The sequence below is a fragment of the Comamonas halotolerans genome, from assembly GCF_030162935.1.
GTDB classification, from domain to species: Bacteria; Pseudomonadota; Gammaproteobacteria; order Burkholderiales; family Burkholderiaceae_C; genus Comamonas; species Comamonas halotolerans.
Genome location: NZ_JASAUZ010000012.1, coordinates 448460 through 463659, shown reverse-complemented (window position 1 = coordinate 463659; position 15200 = coordinate 448460). Strand labels below are relative to the sequence as shown.

The 15200-nt window shown below is 58.4% G+C and carries 11 protein-coding genes; 2 read left to right on the top strand and 9 right to left on the bottom strand.

Annotated elements, in window-relative coordinates:
* Window positions 1–49 precede the first annotated feature (49 nt).
* A complete protein-coding gene (gene ssb / locus QEP11_RS09400) occupies window positions 50–616 on the bottom strand; it encodes a single-stranded DNA-binding protein (protein ID WP_284336363.1) in 567 nt (188 codons plus the stop codon).
* Window positions 617–881: 265 nt separating this feature from the next.
* On the bottom strand, window positions 882–2063 hold the full coding sequence (locus tag QEP11_RS09395) for an MFS transporter (RefSeq protein WP_284336405.1): 1182 nt from the start codon (window positions 2061–2063) through the stop codon (window positions 882–884).
* 228 nt (window positions 2064–2291) lie between these two features.
* On the opposite strand from QEP11_RS09395, the gene uvrA reads away from it, so the two are divergent.
* Window positions 2292–5291: an excinuclease ABC subunit UvrA gene (gene uvrA / locus QEP11_RS09390; RefSeq protein ID WP_413788708.1), complete on the top strand. Its 3000-nt coding sequence runs from the start codon at window positions 2292–2294 to the stop codon at window positions 5289–5291.
* A 70-nt stretch (window positions 5292–5361) separates the two neighbouring features.
* On the opposite strand, the gene QEP11_RS09385 is transcribed toward uvrA, so the two are convergent.
* Entirely contained in the window at window positions 5362–6738 is a 1377-nt protein-coding gene (locus QEP11_RS09385; protein WP_284336362.1) for a DUF1329 domain-containing protein, read from the bottom strand.
* A gap of 207 nt (window positions 6739–6945) precedes the next feature.
* Between QEP11_RS09385 and QEP11_RS09380 the strand changes: the two genes are divergently transcribed.
* Window positions 6946–8088, top strand: coding sequence for an NAD(P)/FAD-dependent oxidoreductase (locus tag QEP11_RS09380; protein ID WP_284336361.1), 1143 nt, complete (start codon window positions 6946–6948; stop codon window positions 8086–8088).
* A 106-nt stretch (window positions 8089–8194) separates the two neighbouring features.
* On the opposite strand, the gene QEP11_RS09375 is transcribed toward QEP11_RS09380, so the two are convergent.
* The 6 genes from QEP11_RS09375 to QEP11_RS09350 form a co-directional block, all read right to left on the bottom strand.
* The gene (locus QEP11_RS09375; RefSeq protein ID WP_284336360.1) at window positions 8195–9175 is read right to left on the bottom strand and encodes a Bug family tripartite tricarboxylate transporter substrate binding protein; all 981 of its coding nucleotides are present in this window, start codon (window positions 9173–9175) and stop codon (window positions 8195–8197) included.
* 243 nt (window positions 9176–9418) lie between these two features.
* A complete protein-coding gene (gene fba / locus QEP11_RS09370) occupies window positions 9419–10483 on the bottom strand; it encodes a class II fructose-bisphosphate aldolase (protein ID WP_284336359.1) in 1065 nt (354 codons plus the stop codon).
* 149 nt (window positions 10484–10632) lie between these two features.
* Window positions 10633–12078 carry a pyruvate kinase gene (gene pyk, locus QEP11_RS09365; RefSeq protein ID WP_284336403.1) on the bottom strand — a complete coding sequence of 482 codons (1446 nt, stop codon included), beginning with the start codon at window positions 12076–12078 and terminating at the stop codon, window positions 10633–10635.
* Window positions 12079–12112: 34 nt separating this feature from the next.
* Window positions 12113–13495 (bottom strand): aminopeptidase P N-terminal domain-containing protein, encoded by a 1383-nt coding sequence (locus QEP11_RS09360; protein WP_284336358.1) that lies wholly within the window; start codon window positions 13493–13495, stop codon window positions 12113–12115.
* 75 nt (window positions 13496–13570) lie between these two features.
* Entirely contained in the window at window positions 13571–14365 is a 795-nt protein-coding gene (locus QEP11_RS09355; protein WP_284336357.1) for a sulfite exporter TauE/SafE family protein, read from the bottom strand.
* A gap of 35 nt (window positions 14366–14400) precedes the next feature.
* The gene (locus QEP11_RS09350) at window positions 14401–15168 is read right to left on the bottom strand and encodes a nucleotidyltransferase family protein (RefSeq protein ID WP_284336356.1); all 768 of its coding nucleotides are present in this window, start codon (window positions 15166–15168) and stop codon (window positions 14401–14403) included.
* Between the last annotated feature and the right edge of the window lie 32 nt (window positions 15169–15200).

The window sequence follows — 15200 nt, the reverse complement described above, 5'->3', positions numbered from 1 at the left end:
ATCTGGACCTGCCAGATGGGCTTTTGCTGAGTTGAAGCCAGATGCTCGCTTAGAACGGGATATCGTCGTCCATGTCATCAAAACCGGATGCCGCACGCTGAGGTGGTGGAGCCGCCGGTGCGGGAGCCGCCGCAGGAGGTGCCATGCGCTGCTGAGGTGCAGGCGCTGCCTGGCGTGGTGCAGGCGCTTGGCGACGCGGCGCAGCCTCATAACCGCCGTTGTCACCGTAGCCTGCGTCATCGCCATAGCCCTGGTTTTGCTGACCACCACCCATACCTTGGCGGCTACCGAGCATTTGCATGCTGTCGGCACGAATTTCTGTGGCGTAACGCTCTTGGCCGGTGGCTTGGTCGGTCCACTTGCGTGTGCGCAAGCTGCCTTCTACATAAACCTGGCTGCCTTTGCGCAGGTACTGACCCACGATTTCGGCCAAGCGGCCATTGAACACCACACGATGCCATTCGGTGGACTCTTTATTCTCACCGGTATTCTTGTCGCGCCAGCGGTCGGTCGTGGCGATGGTGACGTTGGCAACTTGGTCTCCACTGGGGAAGGTGCGCATTTCGGGGTCACGACCCAGATTACCAACCAAGATGACTTTATTGACGGATGCCATGATGAAAATCCTGTACAGGTAGTTCGGGCGAGAAGGGGGAGGTCCCGAACCAAATTAAGTGAAGTACAGCCCCTCCGGCAGGCTGTAGGGCCGCAGCTTAACGCATGTTTTCATGCTCTGCACGCAGATTGAAAATGCAAACCAGACACGTGGTGCCGGAACGACGAATTTTTCAAAAAAGTGAGCAGCCCATCTTTTAATACAAATACTTCCAGATCGGAAAGTGTTGATTTTCTTTGAATATCAGGCGCTCAATGCTCTATTTTTAGGCGCGAACAGGTCGGCCTACTGGCTGCAAAGGCCATGTAATCAGCAGCCACAGCACCATCAAAACCGTTGTTGCACCAAACAGCGCAGGCATGCCGCCCCACTTAGCCAAAGCACCACCTATAAAACCGCCAGCAAACAGGCCCAGAGATTGCAACGTGTTGTAAGCCCCCAAAGCAGCACCGCGCAAATGGACAGGTGCCATGCGCGAGACCAGGCTGGGCTGACTGGCTTCCAGCACGTTAAAGCCCACAAAGAACAGAAACATCAGCAATCCCATAAGCATCAGCGAGGGTTGTACGGTCGTCTGCACCACAGCCCCCAGGCCCAATTGCACCATCAGCACCAGAGCAATGGCGCTGAGCAAGGCTGCACGCAGCTTGCCCCTGCGTTCCATGGAGAACAGCGCCCCCATGGCGACGAATGACAGCACCACCGCAGGCAAGTAAACCTTCCAGTGGCCTTCTTTACTCAAACCCGCTGCCACCAGCAGCGCAGGCACTGCCACCCACATGGCCATCTGCACGGTGTGCAGGATGAATACACCAGCATTGAGGCGCAGCAAATCTTTATGCAGCAGCAGCTCATGGGGCTTTCCACGGGGCGCATTGCTTTGCTGCTCAGGCTCCGGGGGCACCACCCACAGCACGACCGCCATACCGGCCAATGCCAAAGCGAAGGTCAGTCCAAAGATGCCAGACAAGCCCACCCATGCGGCCAACAGCGGGCTCAGCACCAGGGCGAGCGCAAACATCAGGCCAATTGACGCTCCCACCATGGCCATGGCCTTGGTTCGCACACTGTCACGCGTCAGATCAGACATCAATGCCGTAACTGCCGCCGACACCGCACCTGCCCCTTGCAGCGCACGCCCGGCCATCAAACCCGTGAGCGAATCTGCCAGCGCAGCCAACAAGCTGCCTACCGCAAACACGGCCAAGCCGGCCACGATGATGCGCTTGCGCCCCCAGCGGTCGGAAGCCATGCCCAGAGGAAGCTGAAACACGGCCTGCGTCAGGCCATACAAGCCCATGGCCAAGCCCACCATGGCGGTATCGTTACCACCAGGGTATTTCGCCGCTTCCAGCGCAAACACGGGCAGCACCAGGAACAGACCGAGCATGCGCAGCGCAAAAATCAGCGCCAGGCTGCTGCTTGCACGCAATTCCTGCGAGGTCATCTTGCCGCTGATTGCGGCACCAGAGGCTGTGGAGAGGGATTCGTTGTGGGGCTGAGACACGCGGTAAAACCAGATGGGAACGGCAAAAAAAGCCGCGCTTGCGGCCAGCAAGGCAAGTTAAGGCTGCCTGCACCAAACCCTTATTGTCTGCGATTGGGCTCTCCCCCGCTACACATGCTTTGCGGCAAATCTCTATGATGGATGATTTATCTTGCACACCGTTTGCCTGTGACTGCCGCTTCGAAAACCTCACTGCCAGTAGATACACCAGATACTGCCGGGCGTTATCTGGGCCATGCCCTTGGGCATACGCACATCAGCATCCGCGGTGCGCGCACGCACAACCTCAAAAACCTTGATCTGGACATCCCACGCAACCAGTTGGTAGTGGTGACGGGACTGTCCGGCTCCGGAAAGTCCAGTCTCGCATTTGACACGCTGTATGCCGAAGGCCAACGTCGCTATGTAGAAAGCCTGTCGGCGTATGCGCGTCAATTTCTGGGGCAATTGGACAAGCCCGATGTCGACTTGATCGAAGGCCTGTCGCCCTCCATCGCCATCGAGCAAAAAGCAGCCAGCCACAACCCACGTTCCACCGTGGGAACGATCACCGAAATCAATGACTACCTGCGCCTGCTGTTCGCACGCGCAGGTACCCCGTACTGCCCAGAGCACAACCTGCCGCTGCAAGCACAAACCATCAGCCAGATGGTGGATTCCATCCTGGCTCTGCCTGAAGGCTGCAAGCTGATGCTGATTGCACCTGTGGCGCGCCAGCGCAAAGGCGACTTTGCCGAGTTGTTCACACAAATGCAGGCCCAGGGCTATATCCGTTTTCGTATCAATGGCGTCGTGATGGATGCCGCAGATCTCAAATCTCTGGACAAAAATTCCAAGCACGACATTGATGTCGTCGTGGACCGTATCAAGGTACGTCCTGACCTGCAGCAGCGGTTGGCCGAAAGCCTGGAAGCCGCTTTGCGCATTGGCGGCGATGCATCCAGCGGGCGCGTACTGGCCGTGGACATGGACAGCGGCGAAGAGCACATCTTCAGCAGCCGCTTTGCCTGCCCACTGTGCACTTACTCGCTTGAAGAGCTGGAGCCACGCCTTTTCTCGTTCAACTCGCCCATGGGCGCCTGCCCCACTTGCGATGGGCTGGGGCTGAGCGAAGACTTTGATCCTGACAAAGTCGTACCCTTCCCATCTGTAAGCGTGGCCAACGGTGCTATCGCAGGCTGGGACAGCCGCAACAGCACCTACTTCACGCTGCTGCAAAGCATTGCCAAGCATTACGACCAGGATGTGAACGCCGCATTTGAGAGCTGGCCCCAAAACGTGCAGCACGTGGTGCTCTGGGGTTCGGGCAGCGAAAAAATTGCCTTCACCTACGAAGGCGATGGCAAAGCCACGATGGTCGAGCATGTGTTTGAAGGCGTGATTCCAAACATGGCACGCCGCCTGCGCGAGACGGATTCACAAATCGTGCGCGATGACTTGTCACGCCTGCGTAGCATTCGCAGCTGCCCGGACTGCCAGGGGTCACGCCTGCGCCGTGAAGCGCGCTTTGTTCGCCTGGGCGAAGGCGAGCAAGCCCGGGCCATCTATCAAATCAGCGCGACAACACTGTCTGAGACCTATCAATGGTTCAGCACACTGAAGCTGCAAGGCAACAAGGCTGAAATTGCCGAGAAAGTCGTGAACGAAATTGCCTCCCGGCTGCGTTTTTTGCTGGATGTGGGCTTGAACTACCTGAGCCTGGATCGCAGTGCGGACACGCTGTCGGGTGGGGAATCCCAGCGCATTCGCTTGGCCAGCCAGATTGGCAGCGGCCTCACCGGAGTGATGTATGTGCTGGACGAGCCCAGCATTGGCCTGCACCAGCGCGACAATGATCGCCTGATTGCCACATTGGAACACCTGCGCAACATTGGCAACAGTGTGATCGTGGTCGAGCACGATGAAGACATGATGCGCGCAGCCGACTGCATCATCGACATGGGTCCTGGAGCCGGTGTCCACGGTGGACAGGTAATGGCCCAAGGCACATTCGAGCAAGTCAAGGCCCACCCACACTCCCCTACCGGCCAGTACCTCAGCGGCGCTAAACGCATCGCGACGCCCAAGCGCCGTACGCCCTGGCTGCCTGTCAAGACAGAGGAGTCCGATACCAAACCCAAGACAGGCTTCCCTGCTGTTCCTGGCACGGAGCCCGTCAACCACCATGGGCTGCAAAGCCTGCGCGTGGTCGGTGCCAGTGGACACAATCTGCGCGATGTGACGGTGGAGTTTCCCGTCGGGCTGTTCACCTGCGTGACGGGTGTGTCCGGCTCCGGCAAGTCCACCCTGGTCAACGACACGCTTTATGCTGAGGTGGCACGCCAGCTCTATCGCGCCAGCACCGAGCCCGCACCCCACCAGGCGCTGGAAGGCCTGGAGTACTTTGACAAAGTCATCAATGTAGACCAGGCACCCATTGGTCGCACGCCCCGCAGCAATCCTGCCACCTACACAGGCTTGTTTGCACCCATTCGCGAGCTGTTCACCGAAACCAACATTGCGCGTGAACGCGGCTATGGCCCGGGGCGCTTCAGTTTCAACGTGGCCGGTGGCCGTTGTGAGGCTTGTCAGGGCGACGGCATGATCAAGGTGGAAATGCACTTCCTGCCTGATGTGTATGTCCCTTGCGATGTTTGCCATGGCAAGCGCTACAACCGCGAAACGCTGGAAGTGAACTGGAAAGGCAAAAACATTGCCGACGTGCTGGGCATGACGGTGGAGGACGCCCATGCCTTCTTCAAAGACGTGCCAACCATTGCGCGCAAGTTGCAAACACTGCTGGATGTGGGCCTGGGCTATATCCGCCTGGGCCAAAGCGCAACCACGCTCTCCGGTGGTGAAGCCCAGCGCGTGAAACTGGCGCAAGAGCTGTCCAAGCGCGACACAGGGCGCACACTCTACATCCTGGACGAACCGACCACCGGCCTGCACTTCGCCGACGTGGAACTGCTTCTCAAAGTGCTGCACCAGCTGCGCGATGCGGGCAACACCATTGTGGTGATCGAGCACAACCTGGACGTGATCAAAACGGCCGACTGGATCATCGACATGGGCCCTGAAGGTGGTGCTGGGGGAGGCCAGGTGGTAGCCACTGGCACGCCGGAGCAGGTATCGCAGAATGCCGCAAGCCATACTGGCCACTATCTGCGCACCTACCTGCAACGCTGAAACCGTATCAGCCCAAGAAAAAGAGAAGCCCAGGGCCTCTCTTTTTCATATATATGCGTCACCGGGAGGCTCAGTTGCCCATATTGCGCAGCGCCTCTGGCGTGTACTGCTTCGGGCTCAGATCATTGCGCCCCAGAATGGGGGCCTTGGCACGCTCCTGGAACATATTCATGCCCACATAGGCTCCCGAGTTCAGGTCGTAGTAAAACGATGTGCCAGCATGCCATCTGTTGATGTCGTAGGCATAGTAGTAGTGGATTTCTCCGTGTTGCCATAGCTGGCCACGCACGTCATAAAAATCGCTGGAAACCGCGTGGCCCGTGTCTTCATCAATGAACATCACGCGCTTGGAGTACAGATGACGGTAGTTGGGTTTCAACTTGCCTTCGAGCACCCATACACGACGCAGCTCATAGCGCGTATAGGCAGGATTGGGGTGGCCGGTGTGCAGCAAGTCTGCGTACTTGATCTGCTGGTGCAGGCGGAATGCATTGGCAGGAATAAACAGCTCTCGCTTGCCTTTGAGCTCCCACTCGTAACGATCCGAAGCACCGTTGAACAAGCGGTCTGAATCCAGTGTCACCTTGCCTGCAGAGCCTGGTACGGGCTGGTCATAACCAAACTCCGGCAACTGGCGCACCCGCCGCGTGCCGGGGTCATAGCTCCAGGCCAGGCGCTTGTCTGTGCCGAAGTCCATGGGCTCGATCGACAGGATCACATTCCCCTTCTCGCGCGCTGGAAGCAGCGTGAAATTGGTCACCCAGGCGTACTTGCCCTCGTTGGGCTTGCCCAGATTTTCCGGCGAGTCATAACGGCTGAGCTGCACATAGCGCGTTCTGGCCCAGGCCACGGAGCCGCTGGCCCCCACGATGGCCATGTCACGCTCCACATCCTCGGTGCTGGCGCGGCTTGGAATCATGCTGTTCCAGAACAGCTCCAGACCGGTCTTGGGGATAGGAAAGGGAATGGCCCCCATATAGCCCTTGACACCGTTGCCATCGCTGATGACTTCGGCTTCCAGCGCGTTGCGCTTGATCACCGCGCAAATGGCATCGTCATAGCGAAAGTCGCGGTGACCGGGATACACCGGCAGGCGCATGGTGTTGGGAAACTTTTTGAGCAAGGCTTTTTGCCCATCGGAGAGCTTGTCAGCGTACTTGTCCATGTTGGCCGCAGTGATCTCGAACAGCGGTTTTTCATGGGCGTAGATGTCTGGCTGGAACGCCCCCTGCGACTTGGCAAATTGGACACCGGGAGGCACACCCAGAATTTTTCCAGTGAATGGTGGGATGCTGCCCTCCGCATTACCGGCTTTCACTGCACCCGTGCAGGTGAGCTCTTTGCCCAACTTGTCTGCCTCGGCGGAGGGTACTTTTGCCAAGGCCATGGTGGTGGCCACAAGCCCGGCGCATAGCGTCAATGCCAGGTGGAACTTGCTAACTTGCATGATTGATTACTTCCTTGTTTGCAACGCCAACAGCGGGGGCAATGCTGCACAACGCTGTATCACGACGGAAGAATTTTTCATGGGCCTTCGATGCTTCGCATCGTCTGCCAAGACTAGAAACCCAGATAATCACAGAGCACGGCCTGCATGCAGGAGAGCATCGGTGCAAGGTCAGCGTGCATGTCAAAGAATTGAGAGTGAGTAGCCATGGACAAGCAAGCATGGGATGTGGTCGTCATTGGTGCAGGTATGGCTGGCGCTTCTGTTGGCTGGCGCTTGGCGCAGGCCGGTCAGCGCGTGCTGGTACTTGAGCGCGAAAGCCAGCCTGGCTACCACACCACAGGGCGTTCGGCGGCCTTGTTTGAAGAACACTACGGCCCGGAGCAGGTGCAGGCCCTCACCCGCGCCAGCCGTGCGTTTTATGAGCGACCTCCCGCAGGCTTTGCCGACACCCCCATCCTGCATCCACGCGGTGTGATGTATGTGGGTACGGCAGCGCAGAAGCCGCTGATTGATGCGGCCTACGCCGAGGCCGTACGGCACTCCCCTGATGCCCTGCGTTTGAATGGTGAGGCTCTGCGGGCCATCGTCCCTGTGCTGGCTGCCAGCATCGTGGATGGATTTATGGATGATGGAGCACGTGACATTGATGTCCATGCCCTGCACCAAGGCTTTTTGCGAGGCCTGCGCCAGGCTGGTGGTGCACTCTGGTGCAACGCAGAAGTAGCGGCGCTCACACACGACGGCAGCACGCGCACATGGGCCGTGACACTGGCCGATGGCCGCAGCGCCCAAACCCCCATCGTGGTGAATGCGGCTGGAGCCTGGGCCGATGGCATTGGTGAGCTGGCCGGAGCGCGTGCCATTGGCCTGGTGCCTGCGCGTCGCAGTGCTTTCACCTTCCCCGTCCCCGAAGGCATGGATGCTTCGCACTGGCCCGCCGTGATCAGCGCGGATGAGAGCTTTTACTTCAAGCCCGATGCTGGACAGTTGCTCGGCTCTCCCGCCAACGCCGATGCAACTTACCCGCACGACGTGCAGCCCGAAGAGGAAGATATTGCCACTGGCATCTGGAATATCGAGCAGGCAACCACCCTCCAAATCCGCCGCCCCTCACACACTTGGGCAGGCCTGCGCTCATTTGTTTCCGACGGCGAGATGGTAATTGGCTGGGACGACACCGTGCCCAACCTGTTCTGGGTGGCCGCACAAGGCGGATACGGCATCCAAAGTGCTGCAGGCTACAGCCTGCTGGCCCGCAATCTTTTGCTCGACGAGCCAATTGACGACAGTCTGTTGAGGCAAGGCGTGAAGCTGGAAGCGCTGGAGCCTGTGCGCCTTCAAAAATAGATCATTTGCGCGCTGTTGGTACAGACATAAAAAAGGCCCGCCTGGCAATGCCAAACGGGCCTTTTTGCTACATGCAACGGTGCAGCCTGGCTAAAACCGAGCGCAATTACAGCTCAATCTTAGCTACGTCGATGATCTTCTTGTACTTGGCGATTTCGCCATTGATGTACTTGCCAGCATCAATCTTGCTATCCATCACGGCAGCGCCGGCATCTTCCATCTTCTTGCGGAACTCGGGAGAAGCCATGGTCTTGTCCAGAGCCGACTTGATCTTCACAGCGATAGGTGCAGGCAAACCAGCTGGTGCCATCATCGCGAACCAGGAGTTGATGTCCACGTTCTTGAACTCAGGCAGCTCCGCCAGTGCAGGGACATCGGGCGTTGCAGCATAACGCTTGGCTTCTGTGGTGCCAATCGCAGTCACCTTGCCTGCCTTGATCAAAGGCAGACCAGAAGACAGCACGAACACACCGTACTCAATGTTGTTGCCCAGCACGTCATTGGTCAGCGCAGGCACACCACGGTAAGGCACGTGTTGCATGTTGATCTTGCCCTGGTCCTTCATCATCTCGCCCGCCAGGTGCAGTGCCGTGCCCACGCCCGAAGAACCGTAGCTGAACTTGGCGGGGTTGGCCTTCACAGCATCAAAAAACTCACGGGGTGTCTTTACGCCAGCCTTTGCAGAAGCCACCAGCACCATGGGCTGTGAGGCCACCATACCGATAGGCGTGAAGTCAGTGATCTTGTACTTCACGGCCTTGTTGATCTGGTTGGCAATGGCGATTTCATTGTTGGCGCCCACCAGCAAGGTGTAGCCGTCTGCCTTGGCATTGGCCACCTTCTGCGCACCAATGGCGCCACCAGCACCACCCAGGTTTTCCACCACCACCGATTGGCCCAGGTGTTTTTCAATCTCATTGGCCACCAGTCGGCCCACCAGGTCGGTTGATCCGCCAGCAGGGTAGCCGATCACGATGGTCACGGGCTTGTTGGGGTAGGTAGCAGCCTCATCAGCGAAAGCGGGACCTGCTGCCAGCATGGCGGCACCGCAAGCAATCAGAGTGCGACGAAGAATGTGAGTGCTCATAAAAATTCCTTGTTGCCTCAATTGTGAACAACTTTTCACCAATTTTGCATGAATATATGCAATAAGGACATGCCGCATGCGCAATATGGATACCCCTTAAACAGGTTGCAAAAAGTAACAAACAAGCGTAGAGCGAGCACCGGGAGTCACCAAAAAGGCATAAAAAAACCCGCATGACATTGCCATGCGGGTCGCTTATGCAGCTGATTGCTTTAACTGGCGCGCAACTGTGAGTGGGGGTAATTAGTTCACCACTTGAGCCAGCTCACCAGCAATGTACTTCTTGGCCATTTGTTCCAGGGTGTAGCCCTTGATCTTGGCACCCTGACCTTCGCAGCCGAATTCCAGATAGCGTGCCTTGCAAATCTGCTTGGCAGCCTCACGGGCAGGTTTGAGCCATTCGCGGGCATCAAACTTATCGGGGTTCTCTGCCATGAACTTGCGCACCGCGCCGGTCATGGCCAGGCGGATGTCAGTGTCGATATTCACCTTGCGCACACCGTACTTGATGGCTTCCTGAATCTCCTTGACGGGAACGCCGTAGGTTTCCTTCATCTTGCCACCGTACTGGTTGATGATGGCCAGAAGCTCTTGAGGCACCGACGAAGAACCATGCATCACCAAGTGAGTATTGGGAATACGTGCGTGGATTTCCTTGACGCGCTGGATGGACAGGATGTCGCCTGTAGGGGGACGGCTGAACTTGTAAGCACCGTGGCTGGTGCCAATGGCGATGGCCAATGCATCCAGTTGAGTTTCGCGCACGAACACGGCAGCTTCTTCGGGGTCGGTCAGCATTTGGCTGTGATCCAGCTTGCCCACGGCACCAATGCCGTCTTCCTCGCCAGCGTCACCGGTTTCCAGATTGCCCAGGCAGCCCAACTCGCCTTCCACCGTCGCGCCAATCGCGTGGGCCATGGCCACCACTTGCTTGGTCACGTCCACGTTGTAGTCAAAGGACGAGGGGGTCTTGCCGTCGCCCATCAAAGAGCCGTCCATCATCACCGAGCCAAAGCCCAGAGCCAATGCGCCGCGGCAGACTTCAGGTGTGGTGCCGTGGTCTTGGTGCATCACCAGGGGAATGTGCGGATACATCTCGGCGGCCGCCTGGATCAGGTGTTTGATAAAGGGCTCACCTGCGTACTTACGGGCACCTGCGGAAGCCTGCAAGATCACGGGCGCGCCGACTTCATCAGCTGCCGACATCACTGCCTGAACTTGTTCCAGGTTGTTGACGTTAAAGGCGGGGATGCCATAGCCGTTTTCAGCGGCATGGTCGAGCATTTCGCGCATCGAGATCAAAGGCATGTTCGTGGTCCGATAAGGTTGAGCTAAAAAATTCTGGCGGCGGTAACCGCATGGTAACTTTCGATTTTAACCGCCCATGCCCATTCTGGCGACTGCGCCAAGCAATTGCCTTGATATGCAGAGCTGATGCCAACTGCTTGTCTACGGATTTACTTCACGCAACAAATTTTCAGCATATTGGAGCCCCCAGGCTGGCCCATGGGCTCACCGCAGGTAATGGCATAGACATCTCCAGTCTGCACAATACCGCGCATTCGCAGATGGCTTTCCGCCTGCACCAGCGCTTTGTCACGCTCGGTACTGGTATCCATGAGCAATGGGCGCACATTACGGTACAGCGCCATCTTGCGCTGGGTGCTGACATTGGGCGTCAGCGCATAAATCGGGGTATGAATGCGGTGACGGCTCATCCAAAGCGCCGTGGAGCCGCTTTCCGTCATCGCCACAATGGCCTTGGCTCCCAGCTTGTTGGCTGTAAAGAGCGCGCCCAGCGCAATCGCCTGGTCAATACGCTTGAACTCACGATCTCCAAACTGAGCATCCTGGCTGCGATCTTCCGCCGCCTCTGCGGCCGCGCAGATTTGGGCCATCTCACGCACGGTCTCCAGCGGGTACCGGCCAGCTGCTGTTTCGGCACTCAGCATCACGGCGTCAGTGCCATCCAGCACGGCATTGGCCACATCACTCACCTCAGCACGCGTTGGCACAGGGTTGGTGATCATGCTCTCCATCATCTGGGTCGCAGTGATCACGACCTTGTCCATCTCGCGCGCCATGCGGATCATCTTCTTTTGCAGGGCAGGTACAGCCGCGTTACCGACTTCCACTGCCAGGTCTCCACGCGCCACCATGATGCCGTCCGAAGCCTTGAGGATTTCATCCAGCAGCGGAATGGCCTCCGCGCGCTCAATCTTGGCAATCAGTCCCGGGCGATGGCTGGTGTCCGCAGCGGCTACGGTGCACAGCTGTCGCGCCATCTCCATGTCAGTCGCATTTTTGGGGAAACTCACCGCCACATAGTCCGCACCGAGCGCCATGGCAGTCTTGATGTCTTCCATATCCTTAGCGGTCAGCGCAGGAGCAGTCAAGCCTCCCCCCCGTTTGTTGATACCCTTGTTGTTGGATAGCTCGCCACCGACCGTCACCATGGTGTGGACCGCCTGGCCCAGCACACGGTCTACCGTCAGCACAATCAAACCATCATTGAGCAGCAGCACATCACCTGTCTTCACATCGCGTGGCAGCTCTTTGTAATCCAAGCCAACACCATGAATGTCACCCGGTTCGATGCGGCTGGCATCCAGCACAAACGGCGAGCCCTCCACTAAAAGAACCTTGCCTTCGGCAAACTTGCCGACACGAATCTTGGGCCCCTGCAGGTCTGCCATGATGGCCACTTCACGGCCTACACGCTGAGCGGCTGCGCGTACAGCGGCCGCGCGGTCAATATGGTCCTGGGCAGTGCCGTGACTGAAGTTCAGCCGCACCACGTTCACGCCCGTGGCAATCATTTTTGCCAGCAGTTCAGGATCGCTGGAGGCCGGGCCCAGAGTTGCCACAATCTTGGTCGCACGGCGGACATAGAGTTCTTGCATTTCCATAGCGTTCAGTGTCTGTACTCGTGTTGTATCAGTCGCGCATCAGCGCTTCGATGGCATCGGCTTCAACTGGCACCTCGCGGGTGATCAGCTCACAGCCGGACTCTGTTACCACAGCGTCGTCTTCAATACGAATGCCGATGTGGTGGAACTGCTCAGGCACACCAGGAGCGGGACGCACGTAAATGCCAGGCTCAATCGTGGTCACCATGCCGGGACACAAAATGCGGCTGGGGCGACTGGTGACCACCTGAGCGGTGAGCGCATCGGTGTGCTGCTTGCTCTGGTCAATCTCGGCAGGCTCCACATAGCTGCCACAGTCGTGCACATCCATGCCCAGCCAGTGACCGGTACGGTGCATATAGAACTGAAAGTAGGCACGCTGGGCGATCACATCCTGGGCATTGCCATAAGTGCTTTTGTCGAGCAGGCCCACATCCAGCATGCCCTGTGCCAGCACTGCCACGGTGGCATCGTGCGGATCGTTGAAACGGTTGCCCGGCCTGGTGGCGGCAACAGCGGCCTTTTGACTCTCCAGCACCAGCTCATACAGCGCGCGCTGTGGGCCGGTGAAGCGGCCATTGGCGGGAAAGGTGCGGGTGATATCGCTGGCGTAGCCTTCCAGTTCGCAGCCCGCATCAATCAGCACCAGATCGCCGCTACGCACCGGCGCTTTGTCGGCACGGTAGTGCAGCACGCAGGCGTTAGCGCCTGCTGCGACGATGGAGTCATAGGCCACGCCATTGGCACCTCCTTGACGGAATTCGTGCAGCAACTCGGCATCGAGGTGGTATTCGCGGCAATCTTCTCCCGCGCGCAGCATGCGCGCAGAACGCTGCATGGCACGAATATGAGCGCGAGCGCTGATCTGCGCGGCGCGGCGCATGATGTTCAGTTCGTGCACATCTTTGATGAGGCGCATTTCATCGAGCAAGGTACACACATCACCTTGCTGCGCAGGACACAGCGCACCAGCACGCGTGCGTGCGCGCACTTGCTGAAGCCACCCTTCCACGCGGGCAGCCAGCCCGTCATGCGTCGCAAAAGGCCACCAGACGGTCGCCTGATTTTCCAGCAGGCGAGGCAGTCGTGTATCAATGTCATTCGTAGAGACCGCTTCGCTCACACCCAAAGTGGCCACAGCGGCTTCGGGGCCCAGGCGATAACCGTCCCAGATTTCGCGCTCCAGATCCTTGGGCTGACAAAACAATGTACTGCTGCCATCGGCTTTGAGCACCAGGCAGGCATTCGGCTCGCCAAAGCCTGTCAGATAGTAAAAATAGCTGTCGTGCCGGTACAGATAACTGTTGTCGCGGTTGCGACCGCGCTCAGGTGCCGTTGGAATGATGGCAATGCCGCCATCGCCCAATTGGGCAGCCAGGCGTGCGCGGCGTTGTGCGTAAACAGAAGTCATGCCGCAGATGGTACTGCGCTCTGATGACGGCTTGGCGTAAGGCCTTGGTTTGTCTGTGCTTCTTTTCTTTCCAGACTACAGCGCCGACCACAGCAGGCTCAAGCCTGCCAGCATCAGCAAGGCGCACACCAGCCACTGCAGCACACGCTGGGGCAGTGGTGGAGGGTGTTTGGCAAAAAACCACGTCACCAACGTCACCACAGGCAAGGCCACGACGCTGACCACTACGGACGACCAAGCCAACTCTCCCATGACCATCACCACACCCAGACGCAGCACATTACCCATCAAGAACAGGGCCAGCAAACTTTGACGCACCACCAGCACTGACAAAGGCTGGCGATACAGGTGATAGACCAAGGGTGGCCCGGAGGTTGAAAACAAGCCACCAAGAACGCCTGCCAGCCCGCCCGCCAGCCACGTTGCAGACCACGGTGATGGCGTAGATCGCTGCGTCTTCTGGATCAACAAGACAACGGCGCACACAACAATCGCCACACCCAGCACCATGCGCAACACCCCTAAGGCGCTACCGCTCAACCACTGCAGCATGCCCAGCCCCAGTACCGTGCCCAGCAGGCTGGTGATGGCCAGGGGTTTGAGCACATCCCATCGCGGCTCGAACGGATGGCTGCGCAAATACACTGCACCGTTCACCAGTGACAGCAGGCATGCCACATTGGCTGCATCGGCAATCGACATCAGGTGCAACGCACCAGCTACCCCCACAAAGATCAAGCCGAACGCAAAACCTGTGAGGTTCTGGCACATGGATGCCAGCGCCACCACCACAAACAATTGCGTGTATTCCCACCAAGCCATGCGTGCCCCGTGCCGTAGCGTGAATACCACTGCGGCGATATCTTCCAAGAAAAAAGTATGCTGCGACTACTGCTCCAGCCAGCTTAGGCAGCAGCGTTCAATGCCGCCAGACGCTCGGGCGTGCCCACATCCGTCCAGCGCCCGGTATAGAGTGTGGCGCCGCAGCGCCCCACATCCATGGCCTTGCGCAGCAAGGGAGCAAGCGGTGCAGCAACACCCTCAGGATTACCTGCAGCAATATCGCACCACGGCGCACCAAACAGTTCCGCCTTGAGCAAGGCAATGGTGCTGTAGGTCAAGCGAGGGCGCAGATCGCGTGACACATCCGCTGGCGGCAAATTGACCGCACGCCCAGTCCCACTACCCGGCGTGCTTTCCACCCAGCCGAAGTCGCCCTTGGCGTTGTGCGCCGGATTGGGCACCAGCCACACATGGGCCAGATCATCGGATTGTGCAAAGGCTTGTGCCGTGGCATTGTCGAAAACAAAGTCTGGCACATACACATCGCCAGCAGCCAGCCAGAAGGCATCTCCCAACAACGGCAAGGCACGCACAATACCGCCCGCAGTTTCAAGGGCATGGCCAAAGTCCTGCTGCTCATGCGAATACCCCAGCTGCATGCCCTGTTGTAACCAGCGTGCATCAAGGTGCACCGGGATCTGCTCACCCAGCCATGCCGTATTCACCACCACCTCACGCACGCCGTCCCGCTGCAATGCGGCCATGTGCCAGTCAAGCAAAGCCTTGCCCTGCACGGTCAGCAAGGGTTTGGGGGTGGTGTCGGTCAGCGGGCGCATGCGCTCGCCGCGGCCTGCGGCCAGCAACATGGCGGGAAGGGAAATAGGGCTCATCACTTATCAATTCCTAACGCGTGTCTGCACGC

What these genes read in the sequence shown, in the direction of transcription:
- ssb (WP_284336363.1), bottom strand. Translation starts at nt 616, where the DNA reads ATGGCATCCGTCAATAAAGTCATCTTGGTTGGTAATCTGGGTCGTGAC.
- QEP11_RS09395 (WP_284336405.1), bottom strand. Translation starts at nt 2,063, where the DNA reads ATGACCTCGCAGGAATTGCGTGCAAGCAGCAGCCTGGCGCTGATTTTT.
- QEP11_RS09385 (WP_284336362.1), bottom strand. Translation starts at nt 6,738, where the DNA reads ATGCAAGTTAGCAAGTTCCACCTGGCATTGACGCTATGCGCCGGGCTT.
- QEP11_RS09380 (WP_284336361.1), top strand. Translation starts at nt 6,946, where the DNA reads ATGGACAAGCAAGCATGGGATGTGGTCGTCATTGGTGCAGGTATGGCT.
- QEP11_RS09375 (WP_284336360.1), bottom strand. Translation starts at nt 9,175, where the DNA reads ATGAGCACTCACATTCTTCGTCGCACTCTGATTGCTTGCGGTGCCGCC.
- fba (WP_284336359.1), bottom strand. Translation starts at nt 10,483, where the DNA reads ATGCCTTTGATCTCGATGCGCGAAATGCTCGACCATGCCGCTGAAAAC.
- pyk (WP_284336403.1), bottom strand. Translation starts at nt 12,078, where the DNA reads ATGCAAGAACTCTATGTCCGCCGTGCGACCAAGATTGTGGCAACTCTG.
- QEP11_RS09360 (WP_284336358.1), bottom strand. Translation starts at nt 13,495, where the DNA reads ATGACTTCTGTTTACGCACAACGCCGCGCACGCCTGGCTGCCCAATTG.
- QEP11_RS09350 (WP_284336356.1), bottom strand. Translation starts at nt 15,168, where the DNA reads ATGAGCCCTATTTCCCTTCCCGCCATGTTGCTGGCCGCAGGCCGCGGC.